At 62.8% G+C, this 17,520-nt stretch carries 19 protein-coding genes; 7 read left to right on the top strand and 12 right to left on the bottom strand.

Features of this window, described 5'->3' with window-relative positions; all coding sequences use genetic code 11:
- Positions 1-5: 5 nt before the first annotated feature.
- The 6 genes from AC1D13_RS07875 to AC1D13_RS07850 form a co-directional block, all read right to left on the bottom strand.
- On the bottom strand, positions 6-554 hold the full coding sequence (locus AC1D13_RS07875; protein ID WP_477689304.1) for a DUF3833 domain-containing protein: 549 nt from the start codon (positions 552-554) through the stop codon (positions 6-8).
- Positions 551-1,864 (bottom strand): MFS transporter, encoded by a 1,314-nt coding sequence (locus AC1D13_RS07870; RefSeq protein WP_477689303.1) that lies wholly within the window; start codon positions 1,862-1,864, stop codon positions 551-553. The genes AC1D13_RS07875 and AC1D13_RS07870 overlap by 4 nt, the downstream gene beginning before the upstream one ends.
- Positions 1,861-2,334: a chalcone isomerase family protein gene (locus tag AC1D13_RS07865; protein ID WP_477689302.1), complete on the bottom strand. Its 474-nt coding sequence runs from the start codon at positions 2,332-2,334 to the stop codon at positions 1,861-1,863. The genes AC1D13_RS07870 and AC1D13_RS07865 overlap by 4 nt, the downstream gene beginning before the upstream one ends.
- Positions 2,335-2,429: 95 nt before the next feature.
- Positions 2,430-3,707: a class I SAM-dependent methyltransferase gene (locus AC1D13_RS07860; RefSeq protein WP_457280191.1), complete on the bottom strand. Its 1,278-nt coding sequence runs from the start codon at positions 3,705-3,707 to the stop codon at positions 2,430-2,432.
- Between the two features lie 42 nt (positions 3,708-3,749).
- On the bottom strand, positions 3,750-4,559 hold the full coding sequence (locus AC1D13_RS07855) for a DUF1365 domain-containing protein (protein ID WP_457280190.1): 810 nt from the start codon (positions 4,557-4,559) through the stop codon (positions 3,750-3,752).
- Complete coding sequence (locus tag AC1D13_RS07850) at positions 4,556-5,854, bottom strand: NAD(P)/FAD-dependent oxidoreductase (protein WP_477689440.1); 1,299 nt, start codon at positions 5,852-5,854, stop codon at positions 4,556-4,558. Before AC1D13_RS07850 ends, AC1D13_RS07855 begins: the two co-directional genes overlap by 4 nt.
- Before the next feature lie 122 nt (positions 5,855-5,976).
- Here AC1D13_RS07850 and AC1D13_RS07845 point away from each other — a divergent pair, with 122 nt between their 5' ends.
- The gene (locus tag AC1D13_RS07845) at positions 5,977-6,594 is read left to right on the top strand and encodes a TetR/AcrR family transcriptional regulator (protein ID WP_477665675.1); all 618 of its coding nucleotides are present in this window, start codon (positions 5,977-5,979) and stop codon (positions 6,592-6,594) included.
- Positions 6,595-6,765: 171 nt separating this feature from the next.
- Here AC1D13_RS07845 and AC1D13_RS07840 read toward each other — a convergent pair whose 3' ends face one another.
- The 4 genes from AC1D13_RS07840 to AC1D13_RS07825 form a co-directional block, all read right to left on the bottom strand.
- A complete protein-coding gene (locus AC1D13_RS07840) occupies positions 6,766-7,731 on the bottom strand; it encodes an EamA family transporter (protein WP_477665674.1) in 966 nt (321 codons plus the stop codon).
- Positions 7,732-7,812: 81 nt separating this feature from the next.
- Positions 7,813-8,805 (bottom strand): substrate-binding domain-containing protein, encoded by a 993-nt coding sequence (locus tag AC1D13_RS07835; protein WP_477665673.1) that lies wholly within the window; start codon positions 8,803-8,805, stop codon positions 7,813-7,815.
- Between the two features lie 155 nt (positions 8,806-8,960).
- On the bottom strand, positions 8,961-9,950 hold the full coding sequence (locus tag AC1D13_RS07830; protein ID WP_477665672.1) for a Bug family tripartite tricarboxylate transporter substrate binding protein: 990 nt from the start codon (positions 9,948-9,950) through the stop codon (positions 8,961-8,963).
- A 79-nt stretch (positions 9,951-10,029) separates the two neighbouring features.
- Complete coding sequence (locus tag AC1D13_RS07825) at positions 10,030-11,337, bottom strand: Rieske 2Fe-2S domain-containing protein (RefSeq protein WP_477689301.1); 1,308 nt, start codon at positions 11,335-11,337, stop codon at positions 10,030-10,032.
- 145 nt (positions 11,338-11,482) lie between these two features.
- On the opposite strand from AC1D13_RS07825, the gene AC1D13_RS07820 reads away from it, so the two are divergent.
- From AC1D13_RS07820 to AC1D13_RS07800, 5 genes are all read left to right on the top strand, one after another.
- On the top strand, positions 11,483-12,478 hold the full coding sequence (locus AC1D13_RS07820; RefSeq protein ID WP_477689300.1) for a PDR/VanB family oxidoreductase: 996 nt from the start codon (positions 11,483-11,485) through the stop codon (positions 12,476-12,478).
- Positions 12,475-13,674 carry a Gfo/Idh/MocA family protein gene (locus AC1D13_RS07815; RefSeq protein ID WP_477689299.1) on the top strand — a complete coding sequence of 400 codons (1,200 nt, stop codon included), beginning with the start codon at positions 12,475-12,477 and terminating at the stop codon, positions 13,672-13,674. The genes AC1D13_RS07820 and AC1D13_RS07815 overlap by 4 nt, the downstream gene beginning before the upstream one ends.
- Positions 13,671-14,252 (top strand): MarR family winged helix-turn-helix transcriptional regulator, encoded by a 582-nt coding sequence (locus AC1D13_RS07810; RefSeq protein WP_457280182.1) that lies wholly within the window; start codon positions 13,671-13,673, stop codon positions 14,250-14,252. Before AC1D13_RS07815 ends, AC1D13_RS07810 begins: the two co-directional genes overlap by 4 nt.
- A 66-nt stretch (positions 14,253-14,318) precedes the next feature.
- Positions 14,319-14,474, top strand: coding sequence for a hypothetical protein (locus AC1D13_RS07805; RefSeq protein ID WP_477689298.1), 156 nt, complete (start codon positions 14,319-14,321; stop codon positions 14,472-14,474).
- Between the two features lie 102 nt (positions 14,475-14,576).
- Entirely contained in the window at positions 14,577-15,455 is an 879-nt protein-coding gene (locus AC1D13_RS07800; protein ID WP_457280180.1) for a DMT family transporter, read from the top strand.
- Between the two features lie 42 nt (positions 15,456-15,497).
- On the opposite strand, the gene AC1D13_RS07795 is transcribed toward AC1D13_RS07800, so the two are convergent.
- Entirely contained in the window at positions 15,498-16,133 is a 636-nt protein-coding gene (locus AC1D13_RS07795) for a 3-oxoacid CoA-transferase subunit B (protein ID WP_457280179.1), read from the bottom strand.
- Between the two features lies 1 nt (position 16,134).
- The gene (locus tag AC1D13_RS07790; protein ID WP_477689297.1) at positions 16,135-16,842 is read right to left on the bottom strand and encodes a CoA transferase subunit A; all 708 of its coding nucleotides are present in this window, start codon (positions 16,840-16,842) and stop codon (positions 16,135-16,137) included.
- Between the two features lie 97 nt (positions 16,843-16,939).
- On the opposite strand from AC1D13_RS07790, the gene AC1D13_RS07785 reads away from it, so the two are divergent.
- Positions 16,940-17,497, top strand: coding sequence for a helix-turn-helix transcriptional regulator (locus tag AC1D13_RS07785; protein ID WP_457280177.1), 558 nt, complete (start codon positions 16,940-16,942; stop codon positions 17,495-17,497).
- The last annotated feature ends 23 nt before the right edge of the window (positions 17,498-17,520 follow it).

Below are 17,520 nucleotides of genomic sequence, written 5' to 3'. Positions count from 1 at the left end.
GCTGTCTATCGCTTGATGAAGGACAGCGTCACTTCGCCCAGGCCCACACCCCACTTGCGCATGGCGGCCTTGTTGAGCATGACTTTGTCGTTCATGAGGTACATCCAGTCGTCAAACTGCACGTTGATCACCCGGCCGTCCACCGGCAAGGCCAGGGTGTAGGCCCAGTTGAAGGCGTTGCCGCTTTGCCGGCCCTCGGCGGTGCCCACCACGTCGTCGGCCTGGCCGGTGTAGCGACCGTCGGCATGGCGCGTCAGGCGCCAGATGCGCCGCTGGGTCGTGCCGTCGGAATAGCTGAAGGCTTCGTCGAGCACGCCGGCGTCTCCCTTCCAGGTGCAGGTCATCACCACGCTAAAGCGCTTGATGACCTTGCCGGAGCGGTCGGTGAAGATGCCGTAGGCGTCGAGCGTGCCGTTGAAGTAGTCGCGCAGTTCCAGCACCGGGGTTTCCCTGGCGTAGTCCTGCACTTGCGGCGTGCTGCATGCGCCCAGCAAGGCAGCGCACACGACGACGGCGAGAAGGCGTGAGCGGTGGAAAAAAGTGCGTTGTGTCATGGGGTGTGCGGCTGGGCCGTGGTTGGGAGGATGAAAAAATGGAGCGCGCCGGCCGCCAGGGCTTTGAGCGCGCAGGGAAGGAGGCAGTAGGCGGCGCTGAGCAAGGCGGAGGCGTTGGCATCCCGCACGCCGGGCACATAGCCGAGCCAGCCCAGCAAAGGCAGGGCCAGGCCGGCGGCCAGCGCCAGGTTCAGCTTGGTGGCGAAGTTCCACCAGCCGAAGTAAGCCCCTTCGGCGCGGCCGCGGTCACCGGCCCTGGCGATGACGCCGGCCAGCAGCGCGCCGGGAAGGACCAGGTCGCTGCCCAAAGCCGCGCCCGACAAGGCGCACACCAGCAAAAACCAGGATGCGTCGCCCGCGCCCAGCCGGCTCGCGCCCAGAAAAACGGCAATGGACAGCAGCATGCCAAAGCGCCAGCTGTGCGCCAGCCCCCAGCGCTTGACCCCGCGCAGCCACAGCGGCATGGACAGCGCGCCGCACACAAAGTACACAGCCAGCGCGGCGGACTGCATGGCCTCGCTGGCCAACAAACGGTCTTGCAGGAAAAACAGCACGAGCGTGGCAGGGATGGCGCTGGCGATGCCGTTGAGCAGGTAGACGCCCAGGAGGCGGCGAAAGTCGGGATTGCGCCACGGGTGCCGGAGCGCGCCGGCCGTTGTGTCTGCAGCGGTTGTCGCCGCATGGCGGCGCCCAGGCCGGGGCGCCGCGCGCCAGGCCCACCAGCCGCCTGCAAGGCCGGCGACCAGCAGGGCCAGCATGACGGGCACGCCCAGCAGCGCGGGCGTGACCGACGCGAGCAGCACGCCCACCAGGCCCAGCCCTTCGCGCCAGGCCACGACGCGGCTGCGATACAGCGCGTCGCCGCCCAGCATGGCGCCCCAGGACTGGTGCGCAATAGACAAAGCGCTGTAGGCCGCGTAGGTCACGACCAGCCAGAACCCCGCCCACCAGAGCAGTGCGGTGGGATCACTTACCAACGGCACAAACAAAAAAGAAAATCCCACGGCGAGAACGGCTCCCGCCAATGCGCCCATCACCAGCACGGCGCGAAGCGATACGACATAGAGTCGATCGCACAAGCGGCCCAACAACGGATCGATGACCGCATCGAGCAGACGTGCGCCCAGGAGCACGCCGCCCAAAGCCGCGAGCGAAACACTCCAATGGCGCGTGTACAGATTGGGCATCAAGACATAAAGCGGCAGGGCGCAAAACGCCAGGGGCAACCCCAGCAGGCCGTAGCGCGCCCCGCCGCTCAGACCCAGAACCCGGGGCTCCGCTTCGATGCGCGCAGCCATAGAGGGATTCATGGTGCGGCACCCACCGGGGCCGGGGATTTCTCCTGCGCCAGCAGCGCGCGGCGCATTTTCGGCTCGGAGGTTTGCGGTGACAGCCAGATGCCGAAGAAGAGTTTGGCAAACAGCGGGTCGCGCACTTCACCGAGCATGCGGCCGTTGCTCCAGAACACCGCGCCCGTGGCGGGCTGGTGCACCCCGGTGATGCGATCGCCGGCGCCGACATCCGGGAACAGCGCACGCATCTGGTTTTCCCAGGCGGCTTCCTGCGCCGGGGTGATGGCCGCCTGGCGGCGCATCTCCGCAATGGATCGCCGGGCAATGTCGGCCCCTTTGAAGTCACGCAGGTAAGCCAGCTCCAGCGCAAACGGGCTTTTTTCATAGGCTGGCCCGTCGAATCCTGGTGCGACCCAGAGGGTCGCCCGGTAAACTTCAAGGCCCCAGAATTTCAAACCAGCCTGACCCGACAGGCTGGCCGCAGGCAAGGCGGAGCGTAGCTCTTGCGGAAGGGGCTGAGCCTGAACTTGCAAGCAAGACAAGCACCCAATGACCGCCAATATCGCGCAAGCAGATGCGTTTTTCATATCGAAAGCGCTTCAGGTTTGCGCAAGGTGTACTGCATCAGGTTGATATCACCCGTGTCAAAGGCAGCCTCGCAGTAGCCCAGGTAAAACTCCCAGATGCGCATAAACCGTTCGTCAAAGCCGAGCGCCGCCACCTCGGCCTTGCGGGCGATGAAGGCGTCGCGCCAGCGGCGCAGCGTCTCGGCGTAGTCCGCGCCGAAGGCGAATTCGTCCACCACCTCCAGCCCCGCGGCCTGAGCCTGGCAGCGGAACTCCCGCGGGCAAGGCAGGCAGCCGCCGGGAAAGATGTACTGCTGGATGAAGTCGGTCGACCCGACATAGCGGTCGAACAGTGCGTCGTTGATGACGATGCTTTGCACGCAGGCCCGCCCGCCGGGTTTGAGCAGGCGGCTCACGGTGGCGAAGTAGGTGGGCCAATAGGCCTGGCCCACGGCTTCCACCATCTCGATGGAGCAGATCGCGTCGAACGGCGCATCCTGGATGTCGCGGTAGTCCTGCAGGCGCAGGTCGGCCCGCCCGCCCGCGCCGGTGCCGACGTCCAGGCGCTGCATGCGGGCATTGGCATAGGCCAGTTGCTCGGTGCTCAGCGTCACGCCCACCACGGCCGCGCCGCGTTCGACGGCGGCCTGCTCGGCAAGCGCGCCCCAGCCGCAGCCGATTTCCAGCACGCGGTCGCCGGACTTCACATTGGCCATTTCCAGCGCGCGGCGCACCTTGGCGTTCTGCGCCTCGGGCAAGGAGCGGGACAGGTCGCCGTCAAACCAGGCGCCGGAGTAGTTCATGGTCTCGTCCAGCCACAGGCGGTAAAACGGGTTGCCCAGATCGTAGTGGGCATGGATGTTCTTGCGGCTGTTGGCGCGGCTGTTGTGGTGCAGCAGGTGCTTGACGCGGTACAGCAGCAGCCCGAACCATGTGCCGAAGATCATGGCGTCGACCTCCCGGCGGTTGGCGGAGAACAGCTTGAGCAGTTGGGTCAGGTCGGGCGTACTCCAGTCCCCGGCGATGTAGCTCTCGGCAAAGCCAATGTCGCCGGACTTGAGCGCGGCGCCGAACACCTTCCAGTTGTGCAAGGTGATGCTGGCGCTGGGGTGTCCGGGCATATGCATGTCGTGCTGCTGCGGGTGCTCGCCAAAGCGGCGCTGCGAGCCGTCGGGCAGGTGCAGGGTCAGCGCGCCGTGGCGCAGGTTTTGCAGCAGGCGCAGCGCGCTTCGGGCGGCGGCCGGCGCATCATTTGGAAACGCAAGGCCTTGGACGGTGCGGGTAACGGCGTTCATGTCGGACTCCTGGAATGGGGCTTATGCATTGCGCGTGCGCCTCTAGCGCGAGACAAGGCTTTGCGGCGGCGAGGGTTTGCGAAAGAAAGGCACTTTTTTCAGCCACAGGCGCAACGCCTGGACGTGGATGTGCAGCACCACGCCCAGCGTCATCGCGGGATAGCGCCACAAGGCGCCGCGCAGGACGGCGGGCGTGATGGCCTGCAGCGTGCCGCTCACGCTGGTCTGCAGCACGGCGGCGTCGGCGACGACTTCGTCGTAGAAATCCACGCGGGCCACCGTACGCGCCTGTCCGTCCTGTTCGCCGTGTTCGCTGCGCATGAAGCGAAAGCGGTAGTGGCCCTGCACCGGGTTGAAGGGGGAGACGTGAAACACCTTGTCCGCGCGCTGCTCCACGCCATAGCGCGGGGCGTCCAGCACATAGCAGTGACGCTCGCCGAAGGTGTTGTTGACTTCCACCACGATGGCGCGCAGACCGCCCTCGTGGTCGCCCGCCGCGCGGTGGCAATACCAGAAGCTCACCGGCTTGAAGGTGTAGCCCAGCACGCGCGGATAGGTGTGCAGCCAGGCCTCGCCGGTCGCGTCATGGATGCCCTCGCGCCGCAACACTTCGTCCAGCCAGGCGATGGCGCCGCCCTGCTCCGGCGCGCGCCCGTCGCCGTGGTCGGCCTCGAAAAAGCTCAGCGCGCCCCCGCGATTGATGCGCCACTGGCCCGGTTGCGGCGCCTGCTTTTGCAGGCTGCGCAGCGGCAGCATCAGGAAGTACGTGGGGTAAACAAACGCGTGGCGCCGCGGGCGCAGGCGGGTGTGGCGCACCTGGCCGAAACCGATGAGCGGCACGGGCTGGCTCATGCGTCCGCCAACAGCTGCGCGGCGGCAGCCAGCCCGGCCTTGAGGCCGTCTTCATGAAAGCCGTAGCCCATCCACGCGCCCGCAAAGTAGCGATGGTTTTTGCCCTGCAGCGCCGGCATGCGGGTTTGCGCCGCCACGGCGGCCAGATCGAAAACCGGGTGGGTGTAGTCGTACTCGCCGATGATTTTTTCCTGTGCGATGGGGCGTACCGGGTTCAGGGATACGACCACCGGCTGCTCCCAGGGCAGAGGCTGCAGGCGGTTGATCAGGTAGTGCAGGCACACCCGCGCGCCCTCCTGTTCGGCTCCGCCTGCACGCTCGTAGTTCCAGGCCGCCCATGCGGCCCTGCGCGTCGGCAGGGCGGAGGCATCCGTGTGCAACACGGCCTTGTTGGACTGGTAGTGAATGGCTCCCAGGGTTTCACGCTCCTGCGCCGTCGGCGCGGTCAGCATGCGCAGGGCCTGGTCGGAGTGGGTGGCGATGATGACCTTGTCAAACAGCTCGGCGCCCGCGTCGGTGTGAATGCGCATGCTGGCTTTGCCGTCCGGCGTGTTGCCAACGTGTTCGATACGGCGCACCGGGGTGTTCAGCCGCTTGTCCGCAATGCCCTCGATGATTTTTTCGACATAGCGCCTGGCACCGCCCTGCACGGTCCACCACTGGGGGCGGTTGGTGATTTGCAGCAAGCCGTGGTTGTGGCAAAAGCGCACCATGGTCGACACCGGGAACTGCAGCATCTGCGCGGTGGGGCAGCTCCAGATGCAGGCCATCATGGGCAGGAAGTACCAGTCGCAAAACGCGGCACCGAAGCCGTGCTCGTCCAGGAACTTTCCGAGGGGTTGGCCCAGTTGCGCATCGGTTCCGCTTTGGGCCATGCGACTGGTCAGGGCGTTAAAGCGCAGCAGGTCGCGTAGCATGCCCCAAAAGCGCGGGTTGGCCAGATTGCCGCGTTGCGCAAACACGGTGTTCAGGCTGGAGCCGCTCCATTCCATGGCGCGGCCGTTGGCAAAATCGTCGGTCTGCACCGAAAACGACATCTCTGACTTGACGCTTGCCACGTCCAGCTCCGCCAGGAGCTTGATCAGTTGCGGGTAAGTGCGCTCGTTAAGGACCAGAAATCCTGTATCCACCCCATGGGTGACCTCACCGCGCGGTGTGGGAAGCGTCACGTCGACGGTGTGGGTATGCCCGCCAAACCAGGCGCCCGCCTCCAGCAGCGTGATGTCTGCCTTGCCCCTGAGGGCGTGGGCGGCCGCCAAGCCTGAAATACCCGAACCGACGATGGCTACTTTGATTGACACCCGCACTCCTTGAATTGCTCAGGTCAATTCTATACTACTCAGTATTTATTAAAACTATTCAGTATTAATATTTCCTCATAATTCTTTTTTCAAACTAAACTGGCTAAAATCACAGCATGACGAGCCCCCTCCCCCCCAAGGCCTCCTTCAAGGCACAAATGCTGCTGGCGCGTGAAGACGCCATCATCCAGTCGGTGAACCGTTTGCTGGCTGAAAAAGGGTTTGAAGCCATGACGGTGGACGAAGTGGCGGCCGACGTGGGCATTGCCAAAGCCAGCCTTTACAAGCACTTCCCCAGCAAGGAAGACCTCGCCGCGGCGGCCATGGTGTCCGTCATGCGCCGGGCGCAGGCCTTTCTGGACGACTTGCAGCCCGAGTTGTCCGCCGTGGACAAGCTGCGCAAAGTGGTGGCTTGGACCATGGGCCTGAAGCTGGCGGGTGAAATGCCCTCGCTACCCAGCCAGAACTCCAGCCTGCGCACCGCGCTGATCGCCAACAAGGACTACATGGACGGGCTCATGGACGTGAGTGACCGGCTGGGAGCCTGGATTGAGGCGGCGCAGGCAAAAGGCGCCCTCAACCCCAAGCTCCCGCCCATTGCGGTGCTGTATACCCTGTATGCCCGCGCCTGCGATCCCGTGCTGGAATTTTTGAAAATGGGAGAGCTGTACACCGACGATGAAATTGTCGCCCTGGTGCTGAGCACGTGCTTTGAAGGCCTTGAAGCCCGCTGATTGCCGGCGCACAGGGGGCCGACCTTAGGGACCGGCATAACTGCTTCGGAGCCTTCCAGGATATCTGTGCCTTGAGTTCCTTCGTAACCGCGTACCCCAATCATCGGGGCTGTGCCGGCTGGGTGCCTTTTTGGCACTGCGGTATTGAGTTTCCGGGTCAGGGTCGGTGCGTTAACGCATCACGATGATCACGATACCGAGCAAAGTCAAGCCACTGCCCGCCAGCGTGGTGGCCTTGATGGCGTCCTGGTCCTTGAACAGCAGATGGCTGAGCGGAAACACCAGGACCGGCGTGCACAACGTCACCAGCGTGGCAACGGACAGCGGGATGTAGCGCATGGCGCCGATCACGCACATCTGCGCTGAAATGGTGGTCACGCCGATCAGGGCGTAGAGCGCCATGCCACTGCGGCTGGCTGAGCGCAGGCGGGCCGCCATCGCACCCTTGTCGGCGCTGAAAACCAGGAGCAGCGCCAGGCCGCTGGCGGCGCCTATCAGCGCGCCCACGACGGGTTCATTCCAGCTGCGCACAGCTGACCCCCTGAGCACATTGCCGATCGCATACGCCAGCGAGCTACCCATGCCCAACAAAAAGGCGGACTGCAACGCCCGCTGAAGCGCCGTGGGCCGCGTGGCTGCGGGTGCGGGGCCTCCGTCGGGCGCCAGCGCTGGCGTGGAACCGCGGCGTGAAAAAAATCCGGGCTTGTAGCTGACCAGCATCAGGCCGCCAATCGTCATGACCATGCCCAGCGCCACCAGCAAGCTCAGGCGCTCACCCAGCAGCAGCCAGGCCATCAGTGCGGTGAACAGCGGGCTGCTGATCTGGAAAACACTGGCCTTGGCCGGTCCAAAACGCACCACGGATTCGTAAAAAAACCAGCGCCCCAGGTAAGTGGCAAACGCGCCAGCAGCGGCAAAAAGCCAGAACGCCTGCGCGTTCCACCGCAAGCCATCCGTGCGCAGGCCCATCTGCACCAGCGTGGCCAATGCGGAAAACACCACGTTGGAGGAAGCCGCGATGAGGAAGCCCAGGCCAAGCTCCAGGCGGCTGGACGCCACCTTGGTAACGAGGATGGAGACCGTGAAAAGCAACAGCGCAGCGCTGGCCAGCAGGTAACCGAAAAAGGTATCAGACATCCAGATCAAGCATCAAATCGGCATTCAGCCCTTATAAGACGGGCGCAAGCAGCTATCAAAACAGGAGCATTCATCACCATGTCAGATCTTGAAAGCTTCCAGTGACTCGGGGGCAAAGAGCTCCTGCGGCGTGAGCAACCGCTTTGAAAGGCCCTGCTCAAACGAGTACCGTAAAAAGGTCTGCAGCGTGGCTTCATTCTTCTCAAACCCGTAAGGCCAGAAGTCTTCGCCCATCTCACGCTTGACCTGCTCGACGTGCGAAGTCAGCCAGGGCAGCATGACCTTAAGCGCCGCTGTTTCGTACAGGTCTTCGTAAGTGCGCCGCTGGGACTCCTCCAGCGCTTTCATCAGCGAGCGTGCCACCCAGCGGTTGGCTTCATACACGTCGCGGCGAATCGCCACCGTATGCATGATGGGGAATATTTTCGTTTCCTTGAAGTAATTGCGTTCGACCTGTTCGTAGTCTTCAAAAAGGCGCTTGACCTTGCCGCCCCCCTTCAAAAAGCTCGAAGGCATGCGCGCGGTGTAAAGCGCGTCGATCTCGCCGTCGAGCAGCATCTGCGCCAATGTCTGCCCGGGCCCAATGCGCTCGACCTTGATGTTGGGCGGCAAATCCAGCTTGATCTTTTCGGATCGGCCGGGTTCTTCTTCGCCGCCGGTGAAGTAGGTCACGCTGTCAACAGGCACGCCGTAGTGGTCGGACAGGATACCGCGTATCCACACCGGCGCCGTCATCTGGTACTCGGGGTTGCCGACGCGCTTGCCTATCAAGTCCTTCGCCTCGCGAATGCCGGACCTGGCATTCACGTAGATGCAGGAATGGCGGAAAAATCGCGAGGGAAACACCGGAATCGCCACAAACGGCCGCGACTCGTTGAACAGGGACACGGTGTACGACGAGAGCGACATTTCAGCCGCATCAAATTCCTTGTGCCTGAGCATGCGAAAGAAGGTTTCCTCCACCGGCATGTTGAGGTAGTTCAGGTCGATGCCATCGGGCTGCACGCTCCCGTCCATCAAGGCGCGGGTGCGGTCATAGTTCCAGCAGCCGAAAGTCAGTTTCAGTTTTGACATGTCGCAGTGTGTTCCTTGAGAGATTTGATGGATTGAAGGTTTAGAGACGTTCACAAAACCCAGCGGAGCGGTCCTGGCTAGGCGCGTCGCCGCAGACAGTGCTACAGCACGGCAAGGCGGCGCAACAACGCCAGGAGGGTTTTGTGGGCGGCTCCTTATTCCGGCTTGATGCCGGAGGCCACGATGGCCTTGGCCAGGCGTTCGTTTTCACCGAGGATGGCCTTGTTGTAGTCGGCAGGGCTGCTACCGATGGGCTCGATGCCGGCGTTGTTCAGCGTGGTGATGACTTCCGGCATCCTGGCGATCTGGGCCATCTCGGCGCTGATGCGCTCTATCGCACTCGCCGGCGTGCCCGTAGCGGCCAGCACGCCCACGATGGGCGCGAAGTCAAACCCAGGAATGGTTTCCGCAATCGCCGGCACATTGGGCTCCTGGCTGGAGCGCTGGGCCGCATTGTTGGCCAGCAGCTTGACCTGCCCGCCTTTCACAAAACCGGCCAGGGACGGCAGCGCCGAGAACAACACGTCGACCTGTCCACCGATCAGCGCCGGAACCGACTGGCCCGTGCCCTTGAACGGCACATGCGTGATTTGCAGGCCGAGCGATGCCTTCAGCGCCTCCATGGTCAGGTGGTGCGTGCTGCCAATGCCCGAAGAGCCGTAGTTCAAGGTTCCCGGTTTGGCCTTGGCGAGCGCGATGAACTCCTGAAATGTATTGACCTGTACTTTGGGATGAACCGCCAGGTACAGCGGCGCGCGAGCCGCGAGCGACACGGGCATGAAATCGCGTTTGAAGTCGTAACCCAGGCTTTTGTAGATGGCGGGATTGATGGAGAACATCGAGCCGTCCGTTACCAGGAAGGTGTAGCCGTCTTTCGGGGCGGTGGCCAGCGCCTGCGCGGCCACGACGCCATTGGCACCCGGACGGTTGTCAACCACCACTGACTGGCCGAGCTTGTCGCCCAGCCGCTGCGCAAAAATGCGGGCCACGGTGTCGGGCAGGCCGCCGGCCGCGTAGGGCACCACGAACTTGATGGGGCGATTGGGGTAGGCACCCTGGGCGGCGGCAAACATCGGCAGCAGAGTGCCGGCTGCCAGGATGGCGCTGGCCCCTAGAAGATGAAGAAGATGACGGCGCTGTTTCATGAAATGTCTCCTGATGATTTTTTAAAGTGTCATGGCGGAAAAGAAGCACAGAGGCAGAAAAAATGCCCTATGTGGCGCCCTAGGTGGAATAGGACGGTTCCAGCGCTGGCTCGCGGGAATCCCACACATAGGACGCCTGGTAGGCACGCCAGTCCGTCGTTTTCGGAACAATAGCCTGAAAAGCGACCACACTGGGCGGAATACGGAGCTCGCCTGTGCCGATGGCGGCTTCCCCCGCCTGGAACGCGCTCACCGCCTCCAGCATCTGCCTGCGAAACTCCACCACCGCCATGTCGCTGGCGCCCAGACGTTCATGCGTTCTGTCGGCAATCGGGCCCATGGTCACCCACATGGCGATGTCCTGATTGGGGAAACCGGTGATACCGGTGAAGTTACCGGCTTTCATGGCTTCGCGGTCCTGCCAGAAGTGGTTGGCACGATTGCGCAGTGGCTGGTATTTGTCGTCCAGGTCGGCGCCCAGCTGCTGGCCAAGGAATTTGCGCCAGGTGCCGGTGTCGGGCGTCTGCGACGGATGGCCCCACGCAATGAAATAGAACGCGGTGTTGGTGTCGTCCATCGGCACGTTGATGTTGGCGACGTTGTACAGGTTGTTGGGCGGGATCAGTGCGGTGGCGGGCGCCACAAACACCGTCGAGCGAATGTAGTCGTTGGTTGCCGCGTTCTTGATGGGGCGGCGTATGGCCGCATAACGGAAACCGTAAGCACCGCGCTCCACCTGCATGCGCGGCGCCTTGTCGGTAGAGGGCCGCAGCCAGTTGGTATCCGTGGCCTCGGCGCCTTCCACGCGCGCCGGTACCATGTCTGAAGAGTGCAGGCTGGAGCTATGGGCCGAGTCGACCGCACCCTCCAGGATTTGTGCCCAGTTGCAGGGAATCAATGCTTTGGCAATCGTCACCTTCGTGTCGGCGGTGGGGGCCCAAGCCGGTGGCACAAAATCAGGTTGCGTCTCTTTCGGCCCCATGTAAGCCCAGACAAAACCGCCCCACTCCTTCACCGGATAAGCCAGGTGCTTGACCTTTTGCGCCATGCCGCTGGCGGCGGGTTCTGAAACCATCTCCAGCACATTACCCTCCACGTCCATCTTCCAGCCGTGATAGAGGCAACGCAGGCCGCAGTCTTCATTCCGGCCAAACACCAGCGACACGCGCCGGTGCGGGCAATATTCGTCCATCACGCCGACCCGGCCTTTGGTGTCGCGAAACACCACCAGGTCTTCCCCAAACACCCGTGCCTTGACCGGCGTGCCGTCAGGCTCACTGACTTCTTCGATCAGGCAGACCGGTGTCCAGTGACGGCGCATCAACTGGCCCATGGGAGCCTGACCCTCCACGCGGCACAACAGGTCATTTTCTTCAGCGGTCAACATCGCAAATATCCTTCACATCGGTTGCTAATTCATGGGCTCGCATGCAATCAAAAAGCAGCTTGCAAATCCGGGGCAAGCAGATTATTCTTAGCACACTAAGAATATCGGACTTTTGATATTTGTCAACAACCGTGCGGAGACAACGATGAGCGTTAACCCTAGCGTCGCAGCAGGCAGCCCTGCCGCGGCCGCCATTGAGCCGGATTTTTTTAACCTGCGGGTGGTCAGGAAGGAAGCGGTTGCACAAGGCATTTACCTGTTCGAGTTGCGTCATCCGGACGGCGCGCCCCTGCCCGCCTTCACGCCCGGCTCGCACCTGACGGTTGAAGTGCCGAGCGGCGTGCGGCGCAACTATTCCCTGTGCAGCGACCCGGCTGACAACGGCTCCTGGCAGATCGCTGTCAAGCGTGATGAGCGCGGCCGTGGCGGATCCATCAGCATGGCGGACGACGTGCAAGCGGGGCAGTTGCTGCCAGTCAGCGCGCCGCGCAATAACTTCGAACTGGCAAGCCACGCCGCTGAGTCGATCTTCGTGGCGGGCGGTATCGGCATCACGCCGGTGCTATCGATGATGCGCCACCTCAAGCGCACGAACACCAGCTTCAAGCTCTACTACTGCACGCGCGATGCGGGCAGCACGGCGTTCATCCACGAGCTGCAATCCGAGTTTGCTGGCCAGGTGCAGATTCACCACGACAACGGCGACATCGACCAGGCGCTGGACCTGTGGCCGGTGTTTGAAAAGCCCACCGCCGCGCACATTTACTGCTGCGGCCCCAAAGGCCTGATGGACAGCGTGGCCGACATGTCGGGCCACTGGCCTTCGGGTTCGGTGCATTTTGAAAGCTTCGGCGTCGACGCCACGGTGTATGCCGATAACACGCCCTTTACCGTGCGGCTTCAAAAGAGCGGGAAGAGCGTCGAGGTTAGTGCAGAACAAACCATTCTGGAGGCCTTGCGCGCCACGGGCCTGCGCGTGGCCAGCTCTTGCGAGAGCGGCACCTGCGGCACCTGCAAGACCCGCCTGCTGGCAGGCCAGGCCGAGCACCGCGACATGGTGCTGACCGACGAGGAAAAGGCCGACCACATCATGGTCTGCGTCTCACGCGCAAAATCGACAGAACTGGTACTGGACTTATGACAAACCGCACACTGAAGATGGGCGTGGTGGGCCTGGGACGGGCGTTCACGCTCATGCTGCCCACCTTTGTGCATGACAGCCGCGTCACGCTGGTGGGCGCGACCGACCCGATTGCCCAGGCCCGGGCGCAGTTTGAAAAAGATTTCGGCGCGCCCAGCTACGAATCCATCGAAGCGCTGTGCGCCAATCCGGCCGTGGAAGTGCTCTACATCGCATCGCCCCACCAGTTCCATGCGGAGCACGTGCGCCTCGCCGCCTCCTTCGGTAAACATGTGCTGGTGGAAAAGCCGATGGCCCTGACGGTTGACGAATGCACCAGCATGATTGAAGCGGCCCGCAGCGCAGGCGTTCACCTCATCGTCGGCCACAGTCATAGCTTCAACACGCCGATACGGCGCACGCGCGAACTCATCGACAGCGGCCGCTACGGCGCGGTGAAGATGATTCACGCCATGAACTACACCGACTTCCTCTACCGGCCGCGCAGGCCGGAGGAACTCGACACGGCAGCCGGTGGTGGCGTGATCCACAGCCAGGCCACGCACCAGATGGACATCGTCCGGTTGCTGGGCGGCGGGCTGGTGCGCAGCGTGCGGGCCCACAGCGGCGCCTGGGATACCGCTCGCCCCACTGAAGGCGCCTACAGCGCATTGATCGAATTTGAAGGCGGTGCGTTCGCCTCTGCCACCTACAGTGGCTATGGTCACTATGACTCGGATGAGCTGCTGGGCAACATCGGCGAAATGGGCCAGGCCAAAAACCCGAATGACTATGGCGCCGCCCGCAAACGGCTGCAGGTTGCGTCCACCCCGGCTGAAGAAGCCGCGCTGAAAGCGGCGCGCAACTACGGCGGTAGCCTGTACATGGCCGGCACCGCCCTGCCGCAAGGCCTGCAGCACCAGCACTTCGGCCAGTTCATCGTCAGCTGCGAAAAAGCGGATCTTCGCCCCGGTCCGGCAGGCATCGCCATCTACGCTGACGGCGAAAAAACCTTCGACCCCCTTCCAGCCCCGCCGGTTCCGCGCCAGGAAGTGATCGATGAGCTCTTTGCCGCAGTGGTGAACGGCGACTCACCGGTTCACAGCGGTGAATGGGCCCGGGCCACCACGGCGGTGTGCCTGGCGCTGCTGGAGTCTGCCCGCACCGGGCGGGATTGCCGGCCGGGGTATCAAGTGCGTCACAATGCCGGTTCATGACCAACGACACCCAAAACATCATCCGGCACTGGCGTGAAGCCGTTCCCAATGACCGCCTCGCGCACCTGATCCGTGATGCCTCACGGGCCTTTCACCGCGCGCTGCAGGTGCGGCTGGCAGAGCATGGTGTTCCCTTTGGTCACTGGACCTTCCTGCGCATTCTCTGGGAGTCGGACGGGCTGACGCAAAAGGAGCTCAGCGCGCGCGCAGGCGTGATGGAACCCACCACGTTCATTGCGATGAAGGCCATGGAGTCGCTGGGCTACATCGTGCGCAAGCAGCTGCCCACCAACAAGAAAAATATGTACGTGCACCTGAGCGACAAAGGCCGGGCGCTCAAGAAGCTGCTGGTGCCTTTGGCCGAAGAAACCAACAACGTCAGCATCGAAGGCATTGCACCCGAAGACATCAAAACCACGCGCGCGGTGCTGCTGGCGATGATTGAAAACCTCGCAAAAGACGAGCTGCTGCAAACACCACCCGCAACGAAGCGCAAGGCTGCCGCAAAACCGGCCGCCCAGGCCACCCAGTCACCCTCGGCCACGCGCAGCAAGCGTGGCAAAAAAGCCGCGTCCTGAACCCCGCGCAGCGTCTCTTCATGAGCCCATCGCTCCCGCCGCCGTTTCACCGGGTATAGTCTGCCCATGTACACGCCTTTTTCAAGCCATGCCACTGCGCCAGCCCTGCTGGCCGATGACATGCGCCTGACAGGCGGCTTTACCGCTCCCCCACCTGCCGCACCTCCGCGCAACGTGGTCGCTTCCGGCGCTTACCCGCCGGCCGCGCGCGCTCCCGGCTGAGTCCCAGCCGGTCCAGCTCTCCAGCCTCGTTTGATTCAGCCACTGGCGCAGCCGCGCCACGTGCGCTCGCTGGAGCTTGTCCTTCTTTCGGCAGGTAATTTCATGATTTCAAAAAACACGGCCTGGGCCACCTTCGGCCCGACTTCCCTTTTCGTCCTGATCTGGAGCAGCGGCGCGCTTTTCTCCAAACTCGGGCTGCAGCACGCCAGCCCTTTCGCCTTTCTGGGTTTACGGTTTGCCCTTGCGCTCAGCATTCTGCTGGCACTCGGGTTGGCCAGACGGCGTTGGCTGCCGGCGCCCGGCACGCGCCTGCGCGTCGCGCTGACGGGGCTTTTGATGATCGGCAGCTATTCCATCTGCCATTTGCTGGCGCTGGACCACGGCCTCACGCCCGGCGTGCTGGCCACCGTGCTGGGCGTGCAGCCCATCCTGACGCTGGCATTGACAGAGCGCCAGGCCTTTTCGCGGCGGCGGCTGGCAGGCCTTGGCCTGGCCCTGGGCGGACTGGTGCTGGTGGTGTATGAAAGCATTGCGCGTGCGCACTTCACCACCACCGGGATGCTGTTTGCTTTTGGCGCTTTGGCTTGCATGACAGTGGGCGCCATCCTGCAAAAGTCAGTCAGGCAAGCGCCGCGCGAAGTGCTGCCGCTGCAGCTGGCCTGCAGCCTGTTGCTGTGCCTGCTCTTTGCGCCGTTTCAGCCGATGTCTGTTGATCTGGGCACCGGCTTCTGGGTGGCACTGGTGTGGATGGGGGTTGTCATGTCGGTGGTAGCCACACTGCTGCTGTACCGCCTGATTCACGCGAGCAATCTGGTCAACGTCACCAGCCTGTTCTATCTGGTGCCTGCAGGCACGGCTGCCCTCGACTACCTGGTGCTGGGCAACCGCCTGGCGCCCTGGAGCCTGGCGGGCATGCTGGCGATCCTGCTGGGCCTGGTGCAGGTCTTCCGCAACCCTGTGCAGCCGTTAGCCGCACGCTGAAAGTTGCCGGGCGGCAGTGCAAAACCACCGCCCGGCTGCAGATCAAATCAGCTGGACACCCGTCTTGGCCTGCAAGACCTCGCGGGTGACGCCGGGTGCAAGCTCCACCAGCTTGAGGCCTTCGGGCACCACGTCCATCACGGCGAGGTCTGTGATGATGCGGTCCACCACGCCCACGCCCGTCAACGGCAGCGTGCATTTCGGCAGTATCTTCATGTCTTCGGTGCCGTCTTTCTTTTTGGCAACGTGCTCCATCAGGACGATCACGCGCTTGACGCCGGCAACAAGGTCCATCGCGCCGCCCATGCCTTTGACCATCTTGCCCGGGATCATCCAGTTGGCAAGGTCGCCTTTTTCGCTGACCTGCATGGCGCCCAGAATCGACAAATTGATCTTGCCGCCGCGAATCATCGCGAAGCTTTCATGGCTGCCAAAGATGGATGAGCCCTTGATCGTCGTCACGGTCTGTTTGCCGGCGTTGATCAGGTCGGCGTCCACCTGGTCTTCGGTCGGAAACGGGCCAATGCCCAGCATGCCGTTTTCCGACTGCAGCCACACTTCCTTGTCACCCGTGAAGTTGGCCACCAGCGTCGGGATGCCGATGCCGAGGTTCACATAGAAACCGTCTTCGAGTTCCTGGGCGGCGCGTGCCGCCATTTGGTCTTGGGTCCAGGGCATATCAAACTCCCGCTTTCTCGGTGATGGTTCGCTTTTCGATGCGCTTTTCGGGGTTCGCATTGAGCACAATGCGATGCACATAAATACCGGGCAGATGGATGTCGTCCGGCGCCAGCTCGCCGACCTCAACGATCTTCTCCACCTCGACAATGCAAATCTTGCCGGCCATTGCGGCGGCCGGGTTGAAATTGCGGGCCGTGAGGTTAAAGCGCAGGTTGCCGGACTTGTCGGCCGTGTGCGCCTTGACCAGCGACACATCAGGCACCAGTGAACGTTCCATCACATAGGTCTCGCCGTCAAACTCGCGCAGCTCCTTGCCGTCTGCCACTTGCGTGCCCACGCCGGTCTTGGTGAAGAAGGCCGGAATGCCGGCACCGCCTGCGCGCAGCTTTTCTGCCAGCGTGCCTTGCGGCGTGAAGTCCAGCTCCAGCTCGCCCGCCAGGTACTGGCGCTCAAACTCCTTGTTCTCGCCGACGTAGCTCGAAATCATTTTTTTGATCTGCCGCGTTTCCAGCAGCTTGCCCAGGCCGAAGCCGTCAACACCGGCGTTGTTGGAAATCACGGTGAGGTTCTTCACCTGGCTGTCGCGCAAGGCATCGATCAGCGCCTCGGGAATGCCGCACAGGCCGAAACCGCCGACGGCCATCAGCTGGCCGTCCTTGACGACGCCCTTGAGGGCTTCTGCGGCGGAAGGGAAAAGTTTTTTCACAAATAATCTCCTTGTGTCGTGACGCTGGCAGGTGCCATCAGCAATCCATTACGATACTACTTATCAAGTTAGGTAGTTTTCCGTAAAGGTAAGTACTGTGGAAGTTGATTACCAACTCGCATTCGATCTGGCGCCGGTGGGACTGGTGCTGTCCCGCAACCGCTCCATTGTGGACTGCAACCAGCATTTGTGCGAGATGTTTGGCGCCACGCGCGAACAGCTCGCCGGCCAGTCATTCATGATTCTTTATCCCAGTGCGGACGAGTACGAGCGCATAGGCGCACGCATGATTCCCATCCTGAACGCCAAGGGCCTGTATTCCGACGACCGCATCATGAAGCGCGTGGACGGCCGCAACAAAGGTGAAACCTTCTGGTGCCACGTCACGGGGCGGGCACTCAACCGCAGCGCACCGCACGAAGCCGGCATCTGGACTTTCGAGGACCTGAGTTCGCGCCGCCCCGTCACGGCCGAGCTCACCGCGCGTGAACGTGAAGTGGCCGCGCACCTGATGGACGGCATGACCTCCAAGGAAATCGGCCGCGCGCTGGTGATCAGCCACCGCACCGTCGAAATTTACCGCGCCCGCCTGATGCGAAAGTACAAGGCGTCCACCACGGCCGACCTGGTACACCGGCTCATGGCCGGCTCGTGAACGGACCATTTTCAATTTTTTAA

Source organism: Polaromonas sp. P1_E12, from assembly GCF_056405975.1.
The sequence above is the reverse complement of the archived record's forward strand: the minus strand, read 5'-3'. Positions and strand labels throughout refer to the sequence as shown.